This is a genomic window from Niallia sp. FSL W8-0954, assembly GCF_038005605.1.
Classification (GTDB): Bacteria; Bacillota; Bacilli; order Bacillales; family Cytobacillaceae; genus Niallia; species Niallia circulans_A.
In genome coordinates this window covers 2,528,215-2,551,155 of sequence record NZ_JBBOTN010000001.1, presented here as the reverse complement: position 1 = coordinate 2,551,155, position 22,941 = coordinate 2,528,215, and the positions used below count along the sequence as shown (strand labels likewise).

The following is a 22,941-nucleotide window of genomic DNA, read 5'->3' as shown; positions in this document are numbered from 1 at the left end:
TGGAGGAATTTAATTCCATTATAGCATAGCCACGATAAAATTACTCTGACCTGTTTTTCTTTTTTCTATATATAATCCAAGCTATTACAATAACTACAACAGGAATTAAAATTGGTGATAATCCAACAATCATCACGATGACACTTGAAAGGAAGGAAATTAACCCGTTAATCGTGCTCACGAATTGACTTTTTGCTTTTTCCCATGTATTTAAAGACTCTTTATCTTGAATAGAACCCACTTTTACTAACTCTTCTTCCAGTTGGATCGTGACAGTCGAATAGTCTACGTTATTTTTTAAGTATTTCATTCTACCTAATATTTGTTCTTTTTCTGCCTGCACAGTTGCAAGATCATTTGAAATTTTAAGAAGGTCTTCTGTTTTTTCTGCTTGTTCCATTAAAGCTAGTAGCCTTTTTTCCACTGCTTCCTTAGCTTTTAGCCGTGATTGCAAATCCACATATTCTTCAGTCACATCGTTGCCGGTGATACTCTTCTCTGTAACCTTTATACTTTTCTTTTCGATATCGTTTAGGTAAGTTTGGAAATGCTTTTGAGGTATTTTTACGATAATAGTTCCGTTTATATAATCAGTACCACTATCATGAATGGATGATTCCACTATATACCCGCCTAGCTCTGCTGCTTTTGATTGGATATGCTTCTCTACGTTGTGATAGTCTTTCACCTTTAAGGATAGATTACCATTATAAATAACTAATCGGTCATTATTACTAATTGCTTGACCGTTATTTTCTTTTACCGTTTTACTATCTGTTGCGGGTAGTTCTCCTATTTCATTCTGGGCATCGATGACATTGGAATCAGCCTTTTCATAATCTCTGCTATCAGCTGCTTTATCTTCGGAATTTTGTGAGCATCCAGTTAATAATAATAGAAATAATAACGACCAATTAAATATAATTAGAAATTTTTTCATTTTTTTCCTCCTGCGTTTTGTTAATGATTAGACGGATAAGAAGAAATTAAGTTTCAGTTTAATTCCATTTTTTATTATAAAACTCATTATTATGTTCATCTAAATAAAGACCATTTTTTACACCAATTCAGTATTCTTTGTATACGATAATACAAATTTAGTTACAGGGATAAATCCATTTGATTATCATACAATGTTATAAAAGTGGTGGAAATAACGTTTATACGGAGGGATTCTTTGTGGAGTTAGACAGGCATATGGAAATGACTTTTCAAAACTTACAAGAGAAAAATATGACCTTTGATATCGTTTTTCAGCGTATCCTTGCTTTTATGTCTAGAAGTCCTTCGGGAAATTATCAATTAATGATTGGTACAGATTCACAAGTGCATTCCACACATACGAAGTTTATTACAGGAATAGTCATTATGAATAAAGGAAAAGGTGCTTGGGCATGTATTAGAAAAGTGATCATACCAAGGAAGATTCTAAGACTTCATGAGAAAATCTCCTATGAGACAACACTTACAGAAGAGGTAGTTAGTCTGTTCACAGAGGATAGGAAAAGCCAACTAATTGATGTTGTCCTCCCCTTTGTTTATCAAGGAGCAACTTTCTCGATAGAGGGACATATAGATATTGGAGCAGGCAGAAGAAATAAAACAAGAGAATTTGTCAATGAAATGGTAGCAAGAATGGAGTCAATAGGTATCGAACCAAAAATTAAGCCTGATTCATTTGTTGCTTCATCCTATGCTAATAAGTATACGAAATAATTAAATAAAAAAAACCTGTCCACAAACGGAACAGGCAAAATACATTTATTTTTCTTTTGAAGAAGCAACTTCTTCAGAAACCTTTTTATTTTTGTTAATAAAATGAATGATAAATGTGATAATAAACGCAGCAATTAGAATCCCAAAAAATACATAGTGATCTAATTCATATCCAAAAATGCTAGCAAACATCTTTACCGCGATTATCCCAATTAATACAAAGGCGGTATTCTCTAATTCTGGAACTTTTTCAATGAGAACTAAGAATAATTTGGCAACAGTTCTCATCATTAAAATACCGAGCATTCCACCAATCAGTAGAATCCAGATTTCATTTGAAACAGCCAAAGATGCTAATATGCTGTCAACCGAAAAGGCTAAATCCATTAATTCTACGGAGATAACAGTTGCCCAGAATACGCCGAACAATCTTATTGTCCAACTGTCTTTCTTCATCGCTGAGGCATCTTCATCTTCCTCACCAAGCCAGAAATGCTTAATTACAATCCATGCTAAGTATGCTGCTCCAATTACTTTTATCCAGGTAAAATGGATTAAGTAAACACCAATTCCAATAAAGAAGAAACGGAAAAAATAGGCTCCGAATAAACCATATGTCAATGCTTTTTTTTGTTTATCTGGCGGTAAATGTTTTACCATTACTGCTAATACGAGCGCATTATCTGCTGATAATAAGCCTTCTAAAATGACTAACGATCCGATTAATCCCCATGATACTGGATCTGTTAATACTTCTGCCCACATCTTCCAATCAAAAAATGAAGCATAGGTTGATAATATCTGATGTAAAACGTCCACTTAATGAGCCTCCATTATTATATGTAATCATATGGAAGCTATTATACTCCTATCATTTTCAGATAGCAACTGTAATAAAGGAAAGAAGAAAAAATACCTTCTATTATTCTTCATAAATCATTTTTACTGTCATACCACCGTCTACCATAAGATTCGTTCCTGTAATAAAATCATTTTGCGGATTTGTGAGGAAAAGACATGCTCTCGCAATATCCTCAGGTTTACCTACTCTTTGTGATAGATGCTGTTCATGATCGCTTTCTCGCAGATTTTCATAATCTTTCGTTTCGATCCAGCCTGGTGATATGCTGTTAACTGTTATATGTGCATCAGCTAAACTATTTGCCAAAGCATGAGTAATAGCCATAATTCCACCTTTGCTAGCACTATAGCTTTCTGTATTAGGTTCCGACATATAGGCTCTGCTAGATGACATGTTAATAATCGACCCTTTTGCGCCTTGAGTTCGCATGATTTTTGCGACTTCTCTTGAACAAAGAAACACGCTGCGGAGATTCGTATTTATCACATCATCCCATTCTTCTATCGTTAAATCGTAAAATGATTTAAAAATGCCTTTACCGGCGTTATTAATTAAGATATCAATCTTTCCAAATTTCGCTTGTGTTGTCTCAACCATTTGAATGATATCTGCTTCGTTTCGAACATCGGTTTTTATAAAAATTGCTCTCTCTTTTTGCTCTATAGAATCAAGTACATGTTTTCCTTGCTCTTCATCTATATCAGCTAGGATAACATAGGCATCTTCTTGCAAATAAGCTTTTGCAATTGCTTTGCCAATACCATTACTAGCCCCAGTTACAATGACAACTTTATCTTTGTACATTCTAATCACCAACCATTCATATAAAAAAGCAAGCCAATTTCTCAGCCTGCCTTGTTGTATTTATTCTTCAGTGATTTCCACTTTTTCCATAACATCGCCATTTTTCATTGCTTTTACAGCAGCAATACCGGACGTAACTTGTCCAAATACTGTATGAACACCATCTAAATGCGGTTGTGGCTCATGTACGATAAAGAATTGGCTTCCGCCTGTATCACGGCCAGCGTGTGCCATAGAAAGAGCTCCTTCCACATGTTTGTGAGGGTTTCCTTCTGTTTCACATTTGATTGTGTATCCAGGTCCTCCTGTTCCATTTCCATTTGGGTCGCCGCCTTGGCTGACGAAACCAGGAATTACACGGTGGAATGTTAAACCATTATAGAAACCTTTTTTAATAAGTTCCACAAAGTTAGCTACTGTTCCAGGAGCTTCGTTTGGATATAATTCGAATTCAATTTTTTCACCATTTTGCATTAATATGTATCCTTTAGTTGCCATGATCAACATCTCCTTATTTCAAAATCAGCTTTTATCATATCATCTTTTCGGAAAGAAAGAAAATATTACGTTCCTTTTATCCATTATTCTTTTATTTTCTTTGGTTCTTCATAATCGATACCTTTTGTATCTACAGTAACTTGTTTCATTTTTATCTCTTCTACTGGTTTGTCATTCTTATCTCTTTTTGAAGAGACTATTTTATCGACGACATCCATGCCTTCTATCACTTTCCCGAACGGAGCGTATTCTCCATCCAAATGAGGGGCGTCTGCAACCATAATGAAGAATTGTGACCCAGCAGAATCAGGCAGTTGAGACCTTGCCATGCTAATTACGCCTCTTTCATGCTTTAAGTCATTTTCAAACCCATTCTCTGAAAATTCTCCTTTAATCGAATAGCCTGGCCCGCCTGTTCCATTCCCATTGGGATCGCCGCCTTGGATCATAAAATCAGGAATAATCCGATGAAAAATTAATCCATCATAAAAACCTTTATTCACTAATGATACGAAATTATTGACTGTATTAGGGGCTTTATCAGGATAAAGTTCTAATGTAATGGTCGAATTATCTTCCATCGTAATCGTTACAATAGGATAGTCGTCTGGTGAAATCACTTTTGCTTGTGTTGTATTTTCTTCATTTGATGGCTCACTTTTCGTTGTGCCACAGCCTGACAGTAGTAAAAGAAGGACTAAACTCAAGAAAAATACTATACCACCTCTTTGTTTTCTACTCAAATAACATCATCTCCTCTGTATGGATTCTTTCCTATTTTAACGAAAACGTTTTTATTTGTACAATGAATAACTGATAATAGCTAAAGAAAGAGCATTATCCCAAATCTTCGGATAATGCTTTTTGTTCATGATATATATTTTAATAGATAACTAGCTAAATAAGGAGAATGTATACGCACTGCTAGTGACGGTGGAGTACTGCCATTCACTAATTCGGACGGCAAACCAAACCAAATAACTTTTTCATCAATAATAATGAAAGGAAACGGTATACCAGGAGCTGAACCTATACTCCCTCTATTAAGAAGCTGTTTCCATTGTTGTTTTAATATCTCGTTCTGTTTTGGAAAAGAGGCTATTATTGTATGGTTGGATCGTTTGATATCTTTTTCTAGTAATTCTACTCTTTGTGCGTGCGTCCAAAATAGCTTAGGATTCTTCTTTTGAATCCACTCGCCAATTTGTTGGTTGGTTACCACTTTATTAAAACTTTCTTGATGATTGACAAGCTGTCGGATCGTTTTCTTCCTATCTATTTTTGTTTTTATATAGTTCCTGTTTGCTATATGAATAAATTTTCCTTTTGCCCTGCTGATCGCCACATTTATTAACCGACCGCTTTCTTTACCAGTTAAAAGCATTCCAGGCTTTAAAAATGCCTGTCCTTCTACACTATCAAAGATGATTATATCTCTTTCGCTTCCTTGAAAACGATGAACTGTAGCCACAATTAGTCGTTTTTCCATGATGGCTTCCGGGAAAAATTCTGCTGCCATTGCTTCCATTATTTCTGCCTGCGCTCGATATGGAGTAACATAGCCGATACTCGTTGTTCCTTTTTCACTTAAAGCCTCATTTATAACTTGCAGAGCTAATAATAGATGGATATAATTCATACGGGACTTCGAAGCTCTCTCAAAGGTGGCATATGCGCCAAATTGACTTGAATCTAATAAAATATTGGCATCTCCTTGGAAAGGTAGTTTTTCTGCGATTGCTTTTCTGTTTCTTTCCACCCTCTTATGATCTCCTACAAGGGAATGATAGATATATTTATTGGTAAATTGAGAGATGCTTGGATGCATCCTTCTTTGTTCGTTTAATAACAAAAGCTGAGGATGAAGCGATGAACTATGAACCGTTTTGGCAACGCCTGTCGCGTGGAATACGTCTTCTCTTAACCATTTATCTACTAAAGCATGACGGCTAGTTGCGATAGGAGGTAACTGTTTAAAATCTCCACAAATAATGATTCTTTTTGCTAGTGATGCAGAAAAAGCGACTTGTGGAATATATGCCATGCTCGCCTCATCTACTATTACTAAATCGTATTCATCTTCATAGATGGCTGGATCTGTGGCAGCTTTTACTATTGTCGTGCCAACAATTTTTGCTTTTTGTACAAATTGCAGTTCCCTTTTTCTGATTTTTTCCATCACATTTGCTAATTTCTCTTCCATCTCTAATAACTGAGCAGAATCTCTTGTTGTAAACGAATAAGAAAGGTCTTGTTTAAGTTTTAGTTTTTCTTCAAAAAAATACTGTTTTTGCTTGGCAAGATCCATATCCTTTTTATCTAATAAGGAACTTGTTGTAATTTTTTCTTGTTCAAGTGATGCATTATTGCTATTTCCCCCATAGCGAAGGATATCCCCTATTTTAAATCGGTCCTTTTCTTTAATCGTTGTCGTTATTTCCGTGAGTAGAACATCTACAGCCTGGTTACTTTGTGCTAAGAGTAAAATCCTCTTACCTTTCCAATAACGTTGTAGAGCAACTCTAGCTAATGTATATGTTTTGCCTGTTCCAGGCGGCCCCCACACAAAGGAGACGGGGTTATATTTGCATCTTAAAGAGAGCTCATGAACATGATTTTTCAGTTGCTCACTTGGGTGCTTTGTTTCTTCACTAGGTTGCATTAATTTAACGATTCTACTAAGCTTACGTTTATTTTTTTTAATAGTATCAAAACGGATTTGCAGCTGTTCTAATAGCTCCCAAGGATCATGGGATAAATATGCTTCTGAGACATCCTCCCCAATCTCCTTTTCCAAAATAATAAGAAGGCTCTTGCCATCTGCCGACAATACTCTCCCCCTTACAGCCTGACTTCCCCAGTGGATCATTACATTTGATCCAATTGGAACCTTTAGATTGCTGATGCTTTCAAAATAATACGTAAAGTCATTTTCTGTGTTTAGGAGAATTCCATTATATAAAGCAACTTTCGATTGCCCGTATTTTTTTAAATGATTGATCTCGATTTGTAGTGCTTGCTGCCATTGTTTAATGGTAGTGATAATGTTTGTCATTTTCCCCTTTAATTCCTTTTCTAAAAAAGTCGATTTTTCTATTATAGCATTTAAAAGAAAAGAAGAATAGAAACAGGGAAATCCAGTTCTATCCTTCTAGTTCTTTGCTATTCTTCGTTTGTTGTTCTATATATTCATCAATTTTTGCATCTAATCGTTCTAAACTCTTTATTGCCCGTTCCTTTGTTATCGTACGATAGTGATGATGTCCCCCAGGCTCCTCGTCCTTTTCATCAGCTAGTTTAACAATTTTTTGTAAGGGGGTTAAAATCACGGAACCACCAGGAATGAAACTATCTGTATGGAAAAGAACGGCTAAAGCTATTTCTTTTGCTTTAATTGGATTTTCTCCTAAACGGATTAATAATTTATGTGCTCTTTCTGCCCCTTTTATTGGATGAATGTCATTTTGTCTATATAATTTATAATCCCATTTTCCATCTTTATACCATGTATAGTGTCCCATATCATGTAAAAATCCGGCTTTAGCTGCATTATCGACATCGACATTTGATTCTTTTGCCATTTCAAAAGCATGATAAGCAACTGCCAGAGCATGAGCTAAACCTGAACGTGTAATATATTTTTGTGCAATATGATGATTATATATATCGAGAAGTTTAACGTCTCTCATCTCCGACACTTCCTTTCTTTATATACAATAACACTCGATATTGAGAGAGTGTCTGATAAACTTTATTTGCTTTATCCTACCCGTATTAATCCGTTTAAAAAAGTATTTTTCCTATTATATTATATTTTTTGTAAAATGATAATAAAAAACACTTGAAATAGCTAAATGGCTTAGATTATAAGTTGATTATTAATTGTTTTAAGGAAAGCGTTTATTTGGAATTTTATTAATATTTTGAATGCGTAAAATTTTCTTCCTTTGTAAAAGAGATTTTATAGGTTAGATATTAACGGATATAGAAAAAAGATGTGATATCTCATTAATCACATCTTTTTTCTCGTTTTATGCATTTACAGTGGGTAAAATCGAGGTTCCCATTAAGTATTCATCAACTTTTCTGGCAACTTCTCTGCCTTCGTTAATTGCCCATACGATTAAGCTTTGCCCTCTGCGTGCATCACCAGCAGCAAATACACCTTCCAAATTCGTTGTGAAATCGCCATATACCGCAGCAACTTTACGACTTGTTGTTTCTAGTCCAAAATGTTTCAGTACTGGTTGTTCTGGACCTTCAAAGCCGATTGCAATAAATACTAACTGTGCTGGCCATACTTTTTCCGTACCAGGAATTTCTCTGAAAATAAACGTTCCGTCTGCTTGCTTTATTTTTTCCATCGAAACAGTATGAAGCTCTTTTAGCTTTCCGTCGCTATCTTTTACCATTCTTTTTGTTTGAATACCATATTGTCTTGGATCTTCACCAAACTTTTGTTCAGCTTCTTCGTAAGCATATTCTAATGTGAATACATTAGGCGCTGCTGGCCACATATTTTCACTTGAACGCATTATCCCAAGCTTTGGATGCTTCCCAAATTGAACTACACTTTTACAGTTCTGACGTAATGCAGTTGCTACACAATCTGCACCTGTATCGCCGCCACCGATGACGATCACATCTTTTCCAGCAGCATCAATGAAGTTTTTATCTTGAAAATTGGAATCTAGTAAACTTTTGGTTACACCAGATAGATAGTCCATGGCAAAATGCACACCTTCAGCATCTCTGCCTTCCATTACTAAATCTCTTTGTTTCTGCGCGCCAGTACATAGAATAACAGCATCATACTGTTCTCTTAATTCTGAAGCTGTTATATCTTTCCCTACTTCTGTATTAGTAATAAAATCAATACCTTCTTGTGTAAGTAGTTTCACTCTTCTTTCCACATCTTTTTTTTCAATTTTCATGTTAGGTATCCCATACATTAATAATCCGCCTGGTCTATCTGCACGTTCATACACAGTTACGGAATGCCCTGCTTGATTTAACTGATCTGCACTAGCTAGCCCTGCTGGTCCTGAACCAATAACGGCTACTTTTTTCCCTGTTCTCTTTGCCGGTATCCGCGGCTGGATCCAGCCCTGTTCAAATCCTTTATCAATAATAGTCCGTTCGATATTTTTAATCGCCACAGCAGGATCTGAAATCGCTACAGTACAGGAACCTTCACAAGGAGCTGGACAAGCACTACCAGTGAATTCAGGGAAATTATTTGTTTTCAATAAACGATCTAATGCCTCTTTCCATCTTCCTCTATAAACTAAATCGTTCCATTCAGGGATTAAGTTATGGATTGGACAGCCGGATGTACTTCCCGCAATTTCCATCCCGATATGACAGAATGGTGTTGCACAGTCCATACATCTTGCCCCTTGTCTTTGAAGTACATCATCAGAGAAAGGAGCAGAATATTTCTTGAAATCTTTTAGACGGGAAAGCGGATTTCTTTCTTCCGCTTCCTCCCGATTATATTCGATAAATCCAGTTGCTTTTCCCATTCTGTTCTCTCCTTTCTACTGCACTAATACGCTAATTTTATTTGCTTGTTTTTTTTTGTCTTGTTTGGAATTATTCGCAAAAGCTTCCATTGCGGCATCTTCTTCCGATAAACCATTTTCAAGTCCCTTTTGAATGTTGGCGATCATTCGTTTGTAATCTTTTGGAATAACTTTGACAAACTGTTGAACGTATTTATCCCAATTAGCAAGTACTTGTTGACCTGCTAAACTACCTGTTAATTCAATGTGCTTTTTAATAAGCCCTTTTATTCTCTCTATTTCTGCTTGTTCTTCTAATTGTTCAAAGATTATCATTTCTTTATTACACATTGCTTTAAATTTGTCCGCGTCTTTCGATAAAACATAGGCAACTCCACCTGACATACCTGCAGCAAAGTTTTTTCCGACATCACCTAAAATAATGACTTCTCCGCCAGTCATATATTCTAAGCCATGATCACCGATACCCTCTACTACAACACTCGCTCCACTGTTACGAACCGCAAATCTTTCTCCTGCTTTTCCGTTAATAAACGCTTCCCCACTTGTAGCACCGTAAAATGCAACATTTCCGATAATAACATTATCTTGCGCAATAAATGAATTGTCTGCTGGTGCCTTTGCCACAATTCTTCCTCCAGAAAGCCCTTTGCCAATATAGTCGTTTGCATCACCTGTTAAGTACATGCTCATGCCTTTGGGAATAAAAGCACCAAAGCTTTGACCCGCTGAACCTGTGAAATGTAAATTGATTGTATTGTCAGGAAGTCCTTCCTCTCCATATAATTTTGATACTTCACTGCCAACAATTGTACCTGTTACACGATTAGTATTTTGGATAGTATAATGCAAGTGGAGCGCTTCTTTATTGACAATAGCTTTTTGAACTGCTGGAAGTATTTTTTGAATATCTAAACTTTCATCAATTTTATGGTTTTGTGGTGTTTCGAATGTTCTTGGTCCATCGACTTGATACAATAGTTTCGATAAGTTTAAATCTTTTGCTTTCCAATGCGATTGCGCCTGTTCACTTACCTTTAATACATCTGTTCTTCCAACCATTTCTTCTATTGTGCGGAATCCTAATTGTGCCATTAGTTCACGTACTTCTTCTGCAACAAAACGCATGAAATGGACAATATGATCTGGATCTCCAGCAAATTTATAGCGTAATTCTGGATTTTGGGTAGCGATCCCCACTGGGCATGTATCCAAATGACAAGCTCGCATCATCACACATCCCATTACAATAAGTGGTGCTGTAGCAAAGCCGAATTCTTCGGCTCCCATAAGGGCTGCAAGTACTACGTCTTTTCCTGTCATCAGTTTACCATCTGTTTCTAAAACAACACGATTTCGTAAACCATTTAGCATCAACGTTTGATGCGCTTCTGCTAAACCTAATTCCCACGGAAGCCCAGTGTGTTTAATACTTGTTTTCGGTGAAGCCCCTGTACCTCCATCGTATCCACTTACAACAATTACATCGGCAGCACCCTTTGCAACACCAGCAGCGATGGTACCAATTCCGCCTTTTGAAACTAATTTTACTGAAATACGTGCGTCTCTATTGGCGTTTTTCAGGTCATGAATGAGCTGAGCTAAATCCTCGATAGAATAAATATCGTGATGCGGGGGTGGGGAAATTAATCCAACGCCTGGTGTAGAACCGCGAACTTCAGCAACCCACGGATATACTTTATTCCCTGGCAATTGACCTCCTTCACCGGGCTTTGCTCCTTGAGCCATTTTAATTTGCAATTCTTTTGCGTTTATTAAATAATGGCTCTTAACCCCAAAACGTCCAGAAGCTATCTGCTTAATATTACTTCTTCTGTTATCGCCATTTTCATCTATCATATATCGAGAAGGATCTTCTCCGCCTTCCCCACTGTTACTGCTGGCACCTAATCTATTCATGGCAATTGCTAATGTTTCATGTGCTTCTTTACTTAAAGAACCGAAGGACATTGCACCAGTCTTAAATCGTTTTACGATAGATTCTACTGATTCCACTTCCTTCATATCGATAGGCTGTCGTGCTGAATCAAACGCAAATAAATTTCGTAAAAAACTCATGCTTTCTTCATTTGCAGCCTCAGAAAACTGTTTAAATAAGGAATAATCTCCTTTGCGGCATGCCCATTGTAAGGTGTGGATTGTTTTCGGATTAAAAGCGTGATGTTCCCCGCCTTTTCTCCATTGAAAATCGCTCCCCGAATCTAATGTTTCGTCCATCCCATCTTGATAACCCCATTCATGTCTTTTCGTTGCTTCTTCGGCAATTATATCTAATCCAATACCGCCAAGCTGTGAAACAGTACCAGTAAAATAACGGTCGATAACTTCTTCGCCGATACCGACAGCTTCAAAAATTTGAGCTCCTCGGTAGCTTTGGACAGTAGATATACCCATTTTAGACATTACTTTTACAACACCTTCTGTAATGACTGTATTATATCTTGTTACCGCCTCTTCATAGGAAAGGGACAGCATCCCATCTTTGATTGCTTGATTGTAGGTTGCGTATACTAAATAGGGATTAATTGCATCGGCTCCAAAGCCTATTAAACTTGCAAAATGATGAACCTCTCTTACTTCACCAGATTCTACGATAATACTTGCTTTCGTCCGCAGACCTTTTTTAATTAAATCCTGATGTAAAGCACTGACAGCTAATAAAACGGGAATCGCTTTTTCTTCTCGTTTCATTGCACGGTCTGAAAGAATAAGCAAGGACACACCTTGTGCAATTGCTTCTTCTGCCTTTTGCATGAGCTGATTTAAACTGCTTTCTAAATCATCTGTAAACAAACTATCTAGTGTTCGGGCTGTAAATTCAGTAAATGTATGAGATCGTAATTGTTCTACATCACTATTTGATAATATTGGTGTTTTCAATTGGATTCTATGACAATTACTTGCATCAGGATGTAACAAATCACCTTCAGCACCTAACCAAGTTAAAGTAGATGTAACCAAATGTTCCCGAATAGCATCAATTGGCGGATTAGTTACTTGTGCAAATAGCTGTTTAAAATAATTAAATAAAGATTGCGGCTTATTAGACAAGACAGCAAGCGGCGTATCATTTCCCATCGATCCAATCGGGTCTTTGCCCTCCAAAACAACTGGAAGTAGATTTTTTTGGACATCTTCATACGTATAGCCAAATGCTTTCTGCCTTGCAAGTAAATCCGTAAAGTCTTCTGCTTTTTCTTCTACATTCTCCTCTAGTCGAATAACTTCATCTAACCACTCATCATAAGGATGTGCCGAAGCAATGGTATTTTTTAATTCCTCGTCTGAAACAATACGACCTTCTTCAAGATCAATTAATAGCATTTTCCCAGGACTTAAACGCTCTTTATAAAGAATATTCTCTTCTTCGACTGGAACAACTCCCACTTCTGAAGAAAAAACAATATAATTATCTTTCGTTACATAATATCTTGCTGGACGCAAACCATTACGATCCAATATAGCACCGATTTGTTTACCGTCCGTAAAAGTGATTGCCATAGGGCCATCCCATGGTTCCATTAAGCTACTATGATATTCATAAAAATCTCTTTTCGCCTTTGAAATATGGGGATTCTCAGTCCAAGGCTCTGGGATCATCATCATAGCTGCATGAGCAGGTGTGCGTCCAGAGAGGATAAAGAATTCAAGTGCATTATCGAATACAGAAGAATCACTACCATTTGCATCTAATATCGGCAGTACCTTTTGCAAATCCTCTCCAAAAACTTCTGATACAAATTGCTGCTCTCTTGCTTTCATCCAGTTGAAATTTCCTCGTAAAGTATTAATTTCTCCGTTATGAATTAAGTAACGGTTTGGATGTGCTCTTTCCCAGCTAGGAAAAGTATTTGTGCTAAAGCGGGAATGAACAATAGCAAACGCGGATACAAAAGCCGGATCCTGCACATCTAAATAAAAGCTTTCGACTTGGTCTGATGTGAGAAGTCCTTTATAAACAATGGTGCTAGATGACAAACTTGCGAAATAAAATTCTTTTTCTTCTGCTCTTCCCCAATTTTCAGCAAGTTTACGGATAATATATAATTTTCGCTCAAAAGCTAATTTATCTTTGTTTTCTATGCTTGATTGAATGAATACTTGGCGGACAATCGGACAACTTTCTTGTGCGACTTTTCCGATTTTTCTGAAATCTGTTGGTGCAGTTCTCCAGCCAATAAGTTCTTGACCCATTTCTTTAATATATTCGTTAATTTTTGCTTCGATTATTTCTCTGTGAGGATCATCTTTAGAAAAAAAGATCATTCCTACTGCGTATTTTCCGCTTTCGGGAAGATTGAATTCCTTAAGTTCTTTTCGAAAAAAGGTATCAGGTATTTGAACCATTAATCCAGCTCCGTCTCCTGTTAAAGGATCGCTCCCTTGACCGCCGCGATGATCCAATTTACAAAGCATACTTAAACCTTTTTTCACAATGTCATGCGTCGCTTCCCCTTTTATATGAGCGTACAGTCCGATTCCACATGCATCATGTTCAAATTCCGGTCTATATAAGCCCTGTGCCTTTTCCATTTGGTTGTACGTCATTTCAACCACCCCTGTCAGATTTTCTAACAAATTTTTTTATTCAGATAATTTAATTATACTATACAAATTCATATGTACAATATATCATTTAGATAGAACTAATCTAAAAAAGAGATTATTATAAAGAAGGTCGGTAAAAATGGAACTTAGACAACTAAAATACTTTATTGAAGTAGCTGAAAGAGAGCACGTCTCAGAAGCTGCTGAGCATCTTCATGTTGCTCAATCTGCTGTTAGTCGTCAAATTGCAAATTTGGAGGATGAATTAGGTGTTCAATTATTTGAACGAGAAGGAAGAAATGTTAAATTAACTCCAATTGGAAAAATTTTTTTAACCCACTCCCAATCAATCCTGAAATCAGTTGATCGAGCTGTAGAACAAGTTAATGCCTATCTGGACCCAGAAAGAGGTTCGATTAAAATTGGCTTTCCAACTAGTCTTGCAAGCCACTTACTGCCTACTGTCATATCAGCATTTAAAGAAAAGCATCCACATGTAAAGTTTCAATTAAGGCAAGGCTCTTATCACTTTTTAACCGAAGGTGTAAAAAATAGAGATATAGATTTAGCATTTTTAGGACCTGTACCAACAGATGACTTCTTATTAACAGGAAATATTCTATTTACAGAGAAAATCTTCGCACTATTACCAAGCAATCATATTTTGAGTGAAAGAAAATCACTACGCTTACGGGATCTGCGAAATGATGAATTTGTTTTATTTCCCGAAGGATATATATTGCAAAAAATCGCGATTGATGCATGTAAACAAGAAGGATTTTTACCTAATATTAATGCTGAGGGGGAGGATTTAGATGCAATCAAAGGGTTAGTTTCCGCAGGAATGGGTGTAACTCTTCTTCCAGAGAGTACATTTTATGATACTGTTCCCAAATTTACAGTGAAGGTTCCTATTGAGGATCCAATTATTAGTCGTACAGTTGGTATCATCGTACCAAGTAATCGAGAATTGCCACCATCTGTACAAACATTTCGTCGATTTATCATCGACTTTTTCACGATTCTAGAAAAATATCAGTAACAAAGAAGCAATAAGGGCCACACCTTTGCAAAAGGCAATGGACCCTTATTTTTTTGTGAAAACTTTTTTATTTTTTTAATACTTCCTTCACTAAAGAATGAAAAATTGTTAATGCATGATTAATTGGTTCAGGACTGGTCAAATCGACACCGGTTTTCTTTAGAAGTTCAAGAGGATAATCCGAACTTCCGCTTTTTAAAAACTCTAAATAGTTCTCTACATCTTCTTTCTTTCCTTCGAGAAGTTTATCAGCAATATTAATCGCAGAAGCAAAGCCAGTCGCATATTTATATACATAAAATGGACGATAGAAATGCGGAATTCTTGCCCATCCATATTTCACTTGTTCGTCTATTACTAAAGCACTGCCATTGTATGCTTTAAATAATTCTTCATAGGTTTGATTGAAAAAATCCAAAGACAGTGGCAACCCTTTTTCTGCTTGTTCATGAACCGCTTTTTCAAACTCACCAAACATAACTTGTGTAAAGAAGGTTCCTTTAAAGCTATCAATAAAATGATGCAATAAATGCTCGCGTTTTGTTTCGTCATCTTCTGTTTTTAACAAATGACGAATTAATAAGACTTCATTAACAGTAGATGCTACTTCCGCAACAAAAATACTATATCCTGCACTTATTTGCGGCTGATGCTTACTACTAAAATAAGAGTGCATACCATGTCCGCATTCGTGAGCTAAGGTGAATAAGCTATCTAAATCATCTCGATGGTTCAGTAAAATATACGGATGGACGCCATATAAGCCTAAATTGTAAGCACCTGAACGTTTCCCAGGAGTTTCACGTACATCTATATATCGTTTTTCTTTAAATGTTTTTAACACACTTAAATATTCTTCACCAAGAGGCTTCAGCGCCTCCAGCATAATCTGAAAAGCATCATCATAGCTGATCTCTTCTTTAGCGGCCTCGCCAACTAGTGGAACGCTTAAGTCATAAGCATGAAGTTCATCAAGTTGCAGCCGTTTCTTACGAAAATTCATATAGTCATCCATATAAGGTAAATTTTTTCTCGTCGTACTAATTAAATTATCGTAAACCTCAACAGGTACTTGATCACCAAATAAACTTTTTTCTAAAGCAGAAGGATAATTTCGAAGTTTTGCTGTTTTTACATTGTTTTTAACGGCGGCGCTAAAGGTCGCAGCAATTGTGTTCTTAAGACCAATATATGGCTTATAATACGCCAAATAAGCTTCTTTTCTAACATCTCGGTCCTCATCTTCTATTCTTTTTGCATACATTCCTCTTGTTAATTCAATCTTTTCACCATTATCAGTTGTTACTTCCCCAAAGGTTATATCTGCATTATTTATCATACCGAACACATTACTAGGAACAGATAACGATTCTCCAAGTTCAGATAGTACCTCTTCTTTCTCTTTGCTTAATACATGTTTTTTATAGCGGAAAGATTCCAAGAGATCTTTTTCAAAATACGCTAAGCCCTCTTCTTCTTGTATGTAAGTATTCAATTCCTGCTCATCTAAGGATAATAAATATGGCATAAAAAAGGCAGTGGCACTACTATATTTTTGGCCTACTAACCGAGCTTTTTCAATAAGACTTTGAGCATGTGTATTCCGTGTATCTAGGTCTAAAAGAAGCATGCCATATGCGTAGACTTTCCTATATAAATAACTAACTTTCTCTGATAATGTTAGATATGCTAATAAGGTTGTTCCGTTTGTAATTTTTCCGTTGAATCCTGAAAGAGTCGTTATTTTTTCTTTTACCGCTTCTAAATCGTTATCCCACGCAGCCTCTGATTCGTATATATCACGTAAATTCCATTTTTCACAATCAGCAACTTCTTCCCTTGTTTTATATGTTTGCATAAACTTCCTCCCATTCTTTCTGTTTCTATTTTACCCTTATTTATAAAAGTCTTATCATTTTGTTTAAAATAGAAGAGATTTTATGTATATGCAATAATGATACATAGCAGAATGCTTTTATGTAAAGCAGAAAAGACTAATACTACTCTTTCTTCTATTTTGGAATGACGATCAATATCTAATTTAGTTTTGTGACAATTAATAAGCTCCATTGGCAGTTTTTTAACATGTTCAAAAGCAATGCTAATTTTTCGGAAAACAATGCAGTCCGTATGCTCAATTGGACAATAAAACTACTATTCTTTTAAAAAGCTTGTCAGCATCATTTATATGTGATATATTTATCAAGCGATGAGCTATATTGAATAAGTCAATGAACGTTATTGCGCTATGTGGAGCGTAGTTTATTGCCTCAATACGTAGGACACACTTAAGTGTCCCTTAAACTGCTGATAAACATATTGTTTATCAGCAGTTTTTATTTGTTCTGAAATTAGGTAATGGAATAAAAAAACTATCCTTTTTCAGGCGAAAACCTCGCTTGAATTTCTTCTCAGAAATATAGCGAGGTTTTTCTCCTCAAGGATAGCGAATATGAGTATATTATATATTTTACGGTAGTTATTTTGCAGTTAATTGATTTAATTCTTTTGTTAAACGATAAAATAATTCTTTGTCACCAGCAATTAATGTTTCATCGATTTGTTTTTTTAGTGCAGCTTTTTGAAAGTCATAAAGGGCCTTTTCCAATACCATTTCTGCAAATAAAGAATCCACAACATTTCCTACAGACTGTTTTGGTGCATTTAATAAATATTTTTCCATTTGAATCAACCCCTTGTTCTTTTTTATAGTATAGCAGTAATATTCTGATAATTCAAATACTTTTTTTGAGGTAATTTATTCCATTTTATTTTTTTATTTAACTCCTAATTAGTAACTGTATTTAATTACTTCCCACTAGAGAAATTTATAAACATAAAAAGGTGCAATTCGAAGTTTTGTTTCGCTCTTTTATCACCAATTTGATATTGGCTATTTCTCTATTTTCATGTATTCTGTAAAGAGGTTATGAAAGGGGAAATACAGATGAGCTATAAAATGATCGTATTAGATATGGATGATACTTTATTAACAGATGACCATATTATTTCAGAAGCAACCAAAACTGCTTTAATGCTTGCACAAGAAAAAGGTGTAAAAGTAGTTCTCGCTTCTGGAAGACCAACATATGCAATGCTGGACGCGGCAAAAGAATTAAGACTTGCGGAATATGGCAGTTTTATTCTTTCATTCAATGGAGCAAAAATAACTAACTGTCAAACAAACGAAGAATTATTCAGCAGTACACTTTCTCCCGAAACTGTTCACCAGCTATTTGATTTGAGCCAGAGAGAAAACATTTGGATTCATACTTATATGAATGACGAAATTATTACGCAAGAAAATAATCCTTTTACTGAAATCGAAGGAAAACTTACAGGCTTGCCGATAAAAACAGTTGCGGATTTTAAGCAGACCGTTTCTTCTCCTGTTGTAAAAGTATTAATGGTGAAAGAAGAAAATTATCTTAAAGAGGTAGAAGCAAGACTACAAAAAGAATTGGCTAATGATTTAAGTGTCATGCGCTCTAAGCCATACTTCCTTGAATTTACTGAATTAGGTGTTACTAAAGGGACAAGCTTAGCGATACTTATTGAAAAACTTGGTATCTCTAGAGAAGAAGTGATTGCAATAGGTGATAGTTATAACGATGTTGCCATGATTGAATTTGCTGGCCTTGGAGTTGCTATGGGCAATGCGCCAGATGATGTAAAGCAGCTTGCAGATTACGTAACTGATACAAATAACAACGATGGTATAGCAAAGGTAATCGATATGTTTATTTTAGAACCCTTGGTTACGAAATCTGTTTAATGATTTATTTTATTCGCATATAAAAGAGATAAAGCTTCGATTATAAATCGAAGCTTTATCTCTTTTAAGATTTCCGTTATTCTTCTTTTAAAAATTTACTGGTTCATTCTTCTTCATCAGGCTCATTAAACACCTTGATTGTTTTAAAAGCTAAATTTACTTTAAAATGAAGATTCCAATTACTACGAAGGATTTCAATCTCATGGTCTTGAACAGAAACACATAAGACAACGTCCCCATCCCAATCCATTAAAACATATTCATTTTGATTAGAGAAAAGTTTATAATCTTTATGTGCTATTAAATTCCATCCAAAATTTAGCGTGTGGCTTTTATTCACCATTAAGATACTCCTTTATTTTCCTCGCAAAAGGAATTATTTCACTTCAACAGCCCATCCAAATGGATCTTCTTGTCTTCCATTTTGAATATCTGTAATTGTATTATATAATTTGGATGCTAACTCCCCTGTTTCTCCATTATTTAAAACGATTTTTTCCTCGTTCCAGAAGAACTCACCAATCGGGGAGATAACAGCAGCTGTTCCTGTACCAAATGCTTCTTCTAATTGACCATTTTTATGTGCTTCAAAGATTTCAGCAATAGTTATTTTTCTTTCTGTTACAGGAATATTCCAATATTTCAGCAACTCCATAACACTGCTTCTGGTTACCCCTTCTAGTATGCTTCCATTTAATTCAGGGGTATATACTTCCCCATTAATTTTAAAGAAAACATTCATCGCTCCAACTTCTTCAATATATTTCTTTTCTACGCCATCTAGCCAAAGAACTTGGGAATATCCTCTTTCATTTGCAATTTGCTGCGCTTTTAAGCTTGCTGCATAGTTTCCAGCAGTTTTAGCAGATCCTGTACCACCAGCAACTGCACGAACATATTCATTTTCCACAAAAATTTTAACCGGTTTAACTCCTTCTTTATAATACGAACCAACAGGAGATAAAATGATCATAAATTTATAGCTAATTGATGCAGCAACTCCTAAGAACGGCTGTGTGGAAATGATAAATGGTCTTATGTATAAAGAAGTACCTTCCCCTTTCGGAATCCACTCTCTATCAATATTAATTAATTGTGTTAAGGCATTTAGGGCAAACTCTTCATCTATTTCTGGAATACAAAGTCTGTCATTTGATTTATTTAAACGCTCCATATTTTTCTTTGGTCTGAATAATAGCACTTTACCTTCTTCCGTTAAGTATGCCTTCATGCCTTCAAAAACTGCTTGGCCATAGTGGAAAATAACAGAAGCAGGATCTAAAGTTATTGGTTGATATGGCAAAATTTGAGCATCATGCCAACCTTTGTCTACTGTATAATCCATCATAAACATATGGTCTGTAAATACTTTACCAAATACTAATGTAGAAGGATCTGGTTTCGGTTTTTTATCTTTTGCTAAAGTCACAGTAATTGTTTGATCTGTCACGTTTCCATTCTCCTCATCTTAAATATTATTTCTATTTATTATAACGCAAACTTACTGTAGTGAAAGTAATTTCGAAAAAAAGATGTAAAAATTTTTACTAATAGTTATTTACAGCACAAAAAAAGCAACCAATATCTACAAAATTTGTACATTTGGTTGCAACAATTAATTCCAATGCTTTGTGTCTTCTAAAAGTTCATCAATTTCTATGTCGATTAAATTCCATGTGGATATTTCCTGCTCTAAATCGGCTGTGTTTGTTAAAATCTCATCGATGTCGGTTCTAATTAAATGCATAGTAGCCTCCTTTAAAACCGTCTTAAATCTGTCTAGAGTGCTTATAACTAAAATTTCCCAAATGGGAACGGTTATATTCATTATAGCAGTTTATACTGTTTACATATAATAAAGATGCTTTACAAATTGATTACACAGTCTAGACAAACCAATTAGGACGTAATGACATGGTATAATAATTAAATAGGATAAAAAGTGAAAAACAATCTATCTCAATATACCCAGATAAAATAGTTTTAAACCTAATTTTTTTGGTTATAATTAGAAGACTATTGGAGGTTACTATCAATGATTAGACTATTAAAATGGGTTATTACCATTCTCCTTATATATGGGGCATATAATTTTTATCTTAAAGACAATGGACATAATGCTGAAGAAAGCAAACCTTCTGGTTCCATGGAAAATCGCATAAATCAAGATTCGATCACTTCCTTTTTCCAATCTTTTACTGATGAGTTTGAAAAAATAAAATCCTTTTTTAAAGATGCAGAGGATATGTTACCAGACTGGAATTTTGAAGAAAATACTGAAGATACAGAAGAAATTGATAAACCAGAATTAGTTACACCGCAAGACCATCCTTTTTCGATTCATAATATATCTCTCGGCGATGATAAAAAGTCGGTTGAAAAGTCACTGGGATCACCAAAGCGTGAAACAATTAATGAATACGGCATCTCTTGGTATGCCTATCATCAAAATTATCACAATTTTGTTATGGTAGGCTATGATGAACATAATCAAGTAGAAGCTTTATATACCAATCAAGATTTAATTGCTTCAACAAACGGGATAAAAAAAGGAACAAAGAAAGAAGTTGTCTTAAAAACATTAGGAAAACCATTAACAGAGATAAGAAAAGGACTTGTTTTTTATAAAATGGCAGAGGACAGGGATTACGAAGTGTTCGCACTTGATGATTCATATGTAACGGTATTCTTTGATAAGCATGAAAATAACACCGTAACTGCTCTGCAAATTATCAGCTCTTCCTTAGAAGAAAATCGCAAGGATTTTTATGTGGAAGGAAATGAAAAATTAAAAGAAGGCTTTGAATACCAATTATTTGATTTAACTAATGCCAGTCGTGTCAATAACCATTTAAAGCCGCTGACTTGGAATGAGGCAGTTCGTGATACGGCTCAAAAACATAGTTTAGATATGGCAGAAAATAATTATTTCAGCCATACTAATCTGGAGGGTGAATCTCCATTTGATCGCATGCTTAACGATGGTATCCGTTACACGATAGCAGGGGAAAATTTGGCTTATGGCCAAAACAGCAGTATATTTGCTCACGAAGGCTTAATGAATTCGAGCGGCCATCGAGAAAATATTCTTCAAAAAGATTTCGCCTCTCTCGGCGTAGGAGTTGCCTTTAACAATAAGTCTCAACCATATTATACCGAAAACTTCCTGACAGAATAAAAAACGAGGCTGGAAAATTGATTCCAGCCTCGTTTTTACGATTAACAAACTTTCTATTTATACAATTAAATTACCAATCATCCAAATTAAGAAAAAACTAATGACTATCGATAAATTAGCAGCAGTTCCTACAAATCGTTGGTTATATTTAAACTCCACACTATACGGTAAAACACTTGATGCCATCGGCAAGATTAAGCAGATTAAAATGGTATAACGAAACATATCTTCTGCTGGCCATAAAAAATATGCTAGTACGCCTAAAAAAAGCCCTGTCCCGTACCGAATCCCTAGTACCCTTCCAATTCCTTTCCAGTGACTCTTTTCAAAAGAAAAGTTCAAATAAATACCGAGAAGCAGCAAAGAGAGTGGCATATTAGCCTTCGAAATGGTAGATGTCACATCAATTATCTGATGGGGTATCTCGATACCTACAATACTGATGAAGAAAATAAGTACATAGGTCATCAGCGGGATCGATCGTCCCAGCTTCCCTACCACTTGCTTCGCTGAAAGTTCGGATCCTTCTTGTGAATAATAGCTGCCAATTAAATAACTAATTCCGAAAGTGACAAGGGCATTCCCAATATCGAACATACCAAAATATTTTATCCCTTCAGCCCCCCATATACCCTGCACCAAAGGATATGCAAAAATACCAATGTTAAATCCGGGTATCAACATACCTAACATCCCTTTTTGCTTATTCGCTTCATTTCGGAACAGAAATAGTCCAATTATGGAAATAAGAACACCATAGAATAAACCAAGAAATACCAATATTAACAAAGATTTTTCAATTATGACATTATGTAAGGTGGTGATGATTAAACAAGGTAAAGTAATATTGAAAATGATCCTTGCAAGCCCTTCTCCATCTTTTTCTTTAATAATATTTCTTTGTTTAAAGAAATACCCCATGCCAATAATAATCACGGAATACAAAAATTGCGTATTAAAATTTTCCATTTT

20 protein-coding genes are annotated in these 22,941 nt (G+C 35.5%); 4 read left to right on the top strand and 16 right to left on the bottom strand.

Features of this window, described 5'->3' with window-relative positions:
- Positions 1-40 precede the first annotated feature (40 nt).
- The gene (locus NX902_RS12520; protein WP_123257686.1) at positions 41-940 is read right to left on the bottom strand and encodes a DUF4349 domain-containing protein; all 900 of its coding nucleotides are present in this window, start codon (positions 938-940) and stop codon (positions 41-43) included.
- Positions 941-1,197: 257 nt separating this feature from the next.
- On the opposite strand from NX902_RS12520, the gene NX902_RS12515 reads away from it, so the two are divergent.
- Positions 1,198-1,716, top strand: a complete 519-nt coding sequence (locus NX902_RS12515) for a ribonuclease H-like YkuK family protein (RefSeq protein WP_341161077.1) — start codon at positions 1,198-1,200, stop codon at positions 1,714-1,716.
- 45 nt (positions 1,717-1,761) lie between these two features.
- Here NX902_RS12515 and NX902_RS12510 read toward each other — a convergent pair whose 3' ends face one another.
- The 8 genes from NX902_RS12510 to gltB all read right to left on the bottom strand — a co-directional run bounded on the left by NX902_RS12510 (position 1,762) and on the right by gltB (position 13,974).
- The gene (locus NX902_RS12510) at positions 1,762-2,535 is read right to left on the bottom strand and encodes a TerC family protein (RefSeq protein WP_095328788.1); all 774 of its coding nucleotides are present in this window, start codon (positions 2,533-2,535) and stop codon (positions 1,762-1,764) included.
- A gap of 103 nt (positions 2,536-2,638) precedes the next feature.
- Complete coding sequence (locus NX902_RS12505; protein WP_095328787.1) at positions 2,639-3,382, bottom strand: SDR family NAD(P)-dependent oxidoreductase; 744 nt, start codon at positions 3,380-3,382, stop codon at positions 2,639-2,641.
- A 60-nt stretch (positions 3,383-3,442) separates the two neighbouring features.
- The gene (locus NX902_RS12500; protein WP_047943443.1) at positions 3,443-3,880 is read right to left on the bottom strand and encodes a peptidylprolyl isomerase; all 438 of its coding nucleotides are present in this window, start codon (positions 3,878-3,880) and stop codon (positions 3,443-3,445) included.
- An 83-nt stretch (positions 3,881-3,963) separates the two neighbouring features.
- Positions 3,964-4,623 carry a peptidylprolyl isomerase gene (locus tag NX902_RS12495; protein ID WP_123257685.1) on the bottom strand — a complete coding sequence of 220 codons (660 nt, stop codon included), beginning with the start codon at positions 4,621-4,623 and terminating at the stop codon, positions 3,964-3,966.
- Positions 4,624-4,748: 125 nt separating this feature from the next.
- Positions 4,749-6,935: an AAA domain-containing protein gene (locus tag NX902_RS12490; RefSeq protein ID WP_123257684.1), complete on the bottom strand. Its 2,187-nt coding sequence runs from the start codon at positions 6,933-6,935 to the stop codon at positions 4,749-4,751.
- Positions 6,936-7,023: 88 nt separating this feature from the next.
- Positions 7,024-7,569, bottom strand: a complete 546-nt coding sequence (locus NX902_RS12485) for an HD domain-containing protein (protein ID WP_095257302.1) — start codon at positions 7,567-7,569, stop codon at positions 7,024-7,026.
- 342 nt (positions 7,570-7,911) lie between these two features.
- Positions 7,912-9,405 carry a glutamate synthase small subunit gene (gltD, locus tag NX902_RS12480; RefSeq protein WP_095328785.1) on the bottom strand — a complete coding sequence of 498 codons (1,494 nt, stop codon included), beginning with the start codon at positions 9,403-9,405 and terminating at the stop codon, positions 7,912-7,914.
- 15 nt (positions 9,406-9,420) lie between these two features.
- Complete coding sequence (gltB, locus tag NX902_RS12475) at positions 9,421-13,974, bottom strand: glutamate synthase large subunit (protein WP_095328784.1); 4,554 nt, start codon at positions 13,972-13,974, stop codon at positions 9,421-9,423.
- A gap of 139 nt (positions 13,975-14,113) precedes the next feature.
- On the opposite strand from gltB, the gene NX902_RS12470 reads away from it, so the two are divergent.
- Positions 14,114-15,016 carry a LysR family transcriptional regulator gene (locus NX902_RS12470; protein WP_095328783.1) on the top strand — a complete coding sequence of 301 codons (903 nt, stop codon included), beginning with the start codon at positions 14,114-14,116 and terminating at the stop codon, positions 15,014-15,016.
- 67 nt (positions 15,017-15,083) lie between these two features.
- Here the strand turns inward: NX902_RS12470 and pepF are convergent, their stop codons facing one another.
- From pepF to NX902_RS12455, 3 genes are all read right to left on the bottom strand, one after another.
- Positions 15,084-16,874, bottom strand: coding sequence for an oligoendopeptidase F (pepF, locus tag NX902_RS12465; protein WP_095328782.1), 1,791 nt, complete (start codon positions 16,872-16,874; stop codon positions 15,084-15,086).
- Between the two features lie 80 nt (positions 16,875-16,954).
- Positions 16,955-17,086 (bottom strand): hypothetical protein, encoded by a 132-nt coding sequence (locus NX902_RS12460; protein WP_341122893.1) that lies wholly within the window; start codon positions 17,084-17,086, stop codon positions 16,955-16,957.
- A 409-nt stretch (positions 17,087-17,495) separates the two neighbouring features.
- Positions 17,496-17,699, bottom strand: coding sequence for an IDEAL domain-containing protein (locus tag NX902_RS12455; protein WP_095328780.1), 204 nt, complete (start codon positions 17,697-17,699; stop codon positions 17,496-17,498).
- Positions 17,700-17,963: 264 nt separating this feature from the next.
- On the opposite strand from NX902_RS12455, the gene NX902_RS12450 reads away from it, so the two are divergent.
- A complete protein-coding gene (locus NX902_RS12450) occupies positions 17,964-18,791 on the top strand; it encodes a Cof-type HAD-IIB family hydrolase (RefSeq protein ID WP_095328779.1) in 828 nt (275 codons plus the stop codon).
- 103 nt (positions 18,792-18,894) lie between these two features.
- On the opposite strand, the gene NX902_RS12445 is transcribed toward NX902_RS12450, so the two are convergent.
- The 3 genes from NX902_RS12445 to NX902_RS12435 form a co-directional block, all read right to left on the bottom strand.
- Positions 18,895-19,134, bottom strand: a complete 240-nt coding sequence (locus NX902_RS12445) for a hypothetical protein (RefSeq protein ID WP_047943433.1) — start codon at positions 19,132-19,134, stop codon at positions 18,895-18,897.
- A 33-nt stretch (positions 19,135-19,167) separates the two neighbouring features.
- Positions 19,168-20,241: a branched-chain amino acid aminotransferase gene (locus NX902_RS12440; protein ID WP_095328778.1), complete on the bottom strand. Its 1,074-nt coding sequence runs from the start codon at positions 20,239-20,241 to the stop codon at positions 19,168-19,170.
- Positions 20,242-20,406: 165 nt separating this feature from the next.
- Positions 20,407-20,538, bottom strand: coding sequence for a hypothetical protein (locus NX902_RS12435; RefSeq protein ID WP_268874827.1), 132 nt, complete (start codon positions 20,536-20,538; stop codon positions 20,407-20,409).
- Positions 20,539-20,826: 288 nt separating this feature from the next.
- On the opposite strand from NX902_RS12435, the gene NX902_RS12430 reads away from it, so the two are divergent.
- Complete coding sequence (locus NX902_RS12430; RefSeq protein ID WP_123257681.1) at positions 20,827-21,969, top strand: CAP domain-containing protein; 1,143 nt, start codon at positions 20,827-20,829, stop codon at positions 21,967-21,969.
- A gap of 57 nt (positions 21,970-22,026) precedes the next feature.
- On the opposite strand, the gene NX902_RS12425 is transcribed toward NX902_RS12430, so the two are convergent.
- Complete coding sequence (locus NX902_RS12425; protein WP_095328776.1) at positions 22,027-22,938, bottom strand: AEC family transporter; 912 nt, start codon at positions 22,936-22,938, stop codon at positions 22,027-22,029.
- Positions 22,939-22,941: the final 3 nt, after the last annotated feature.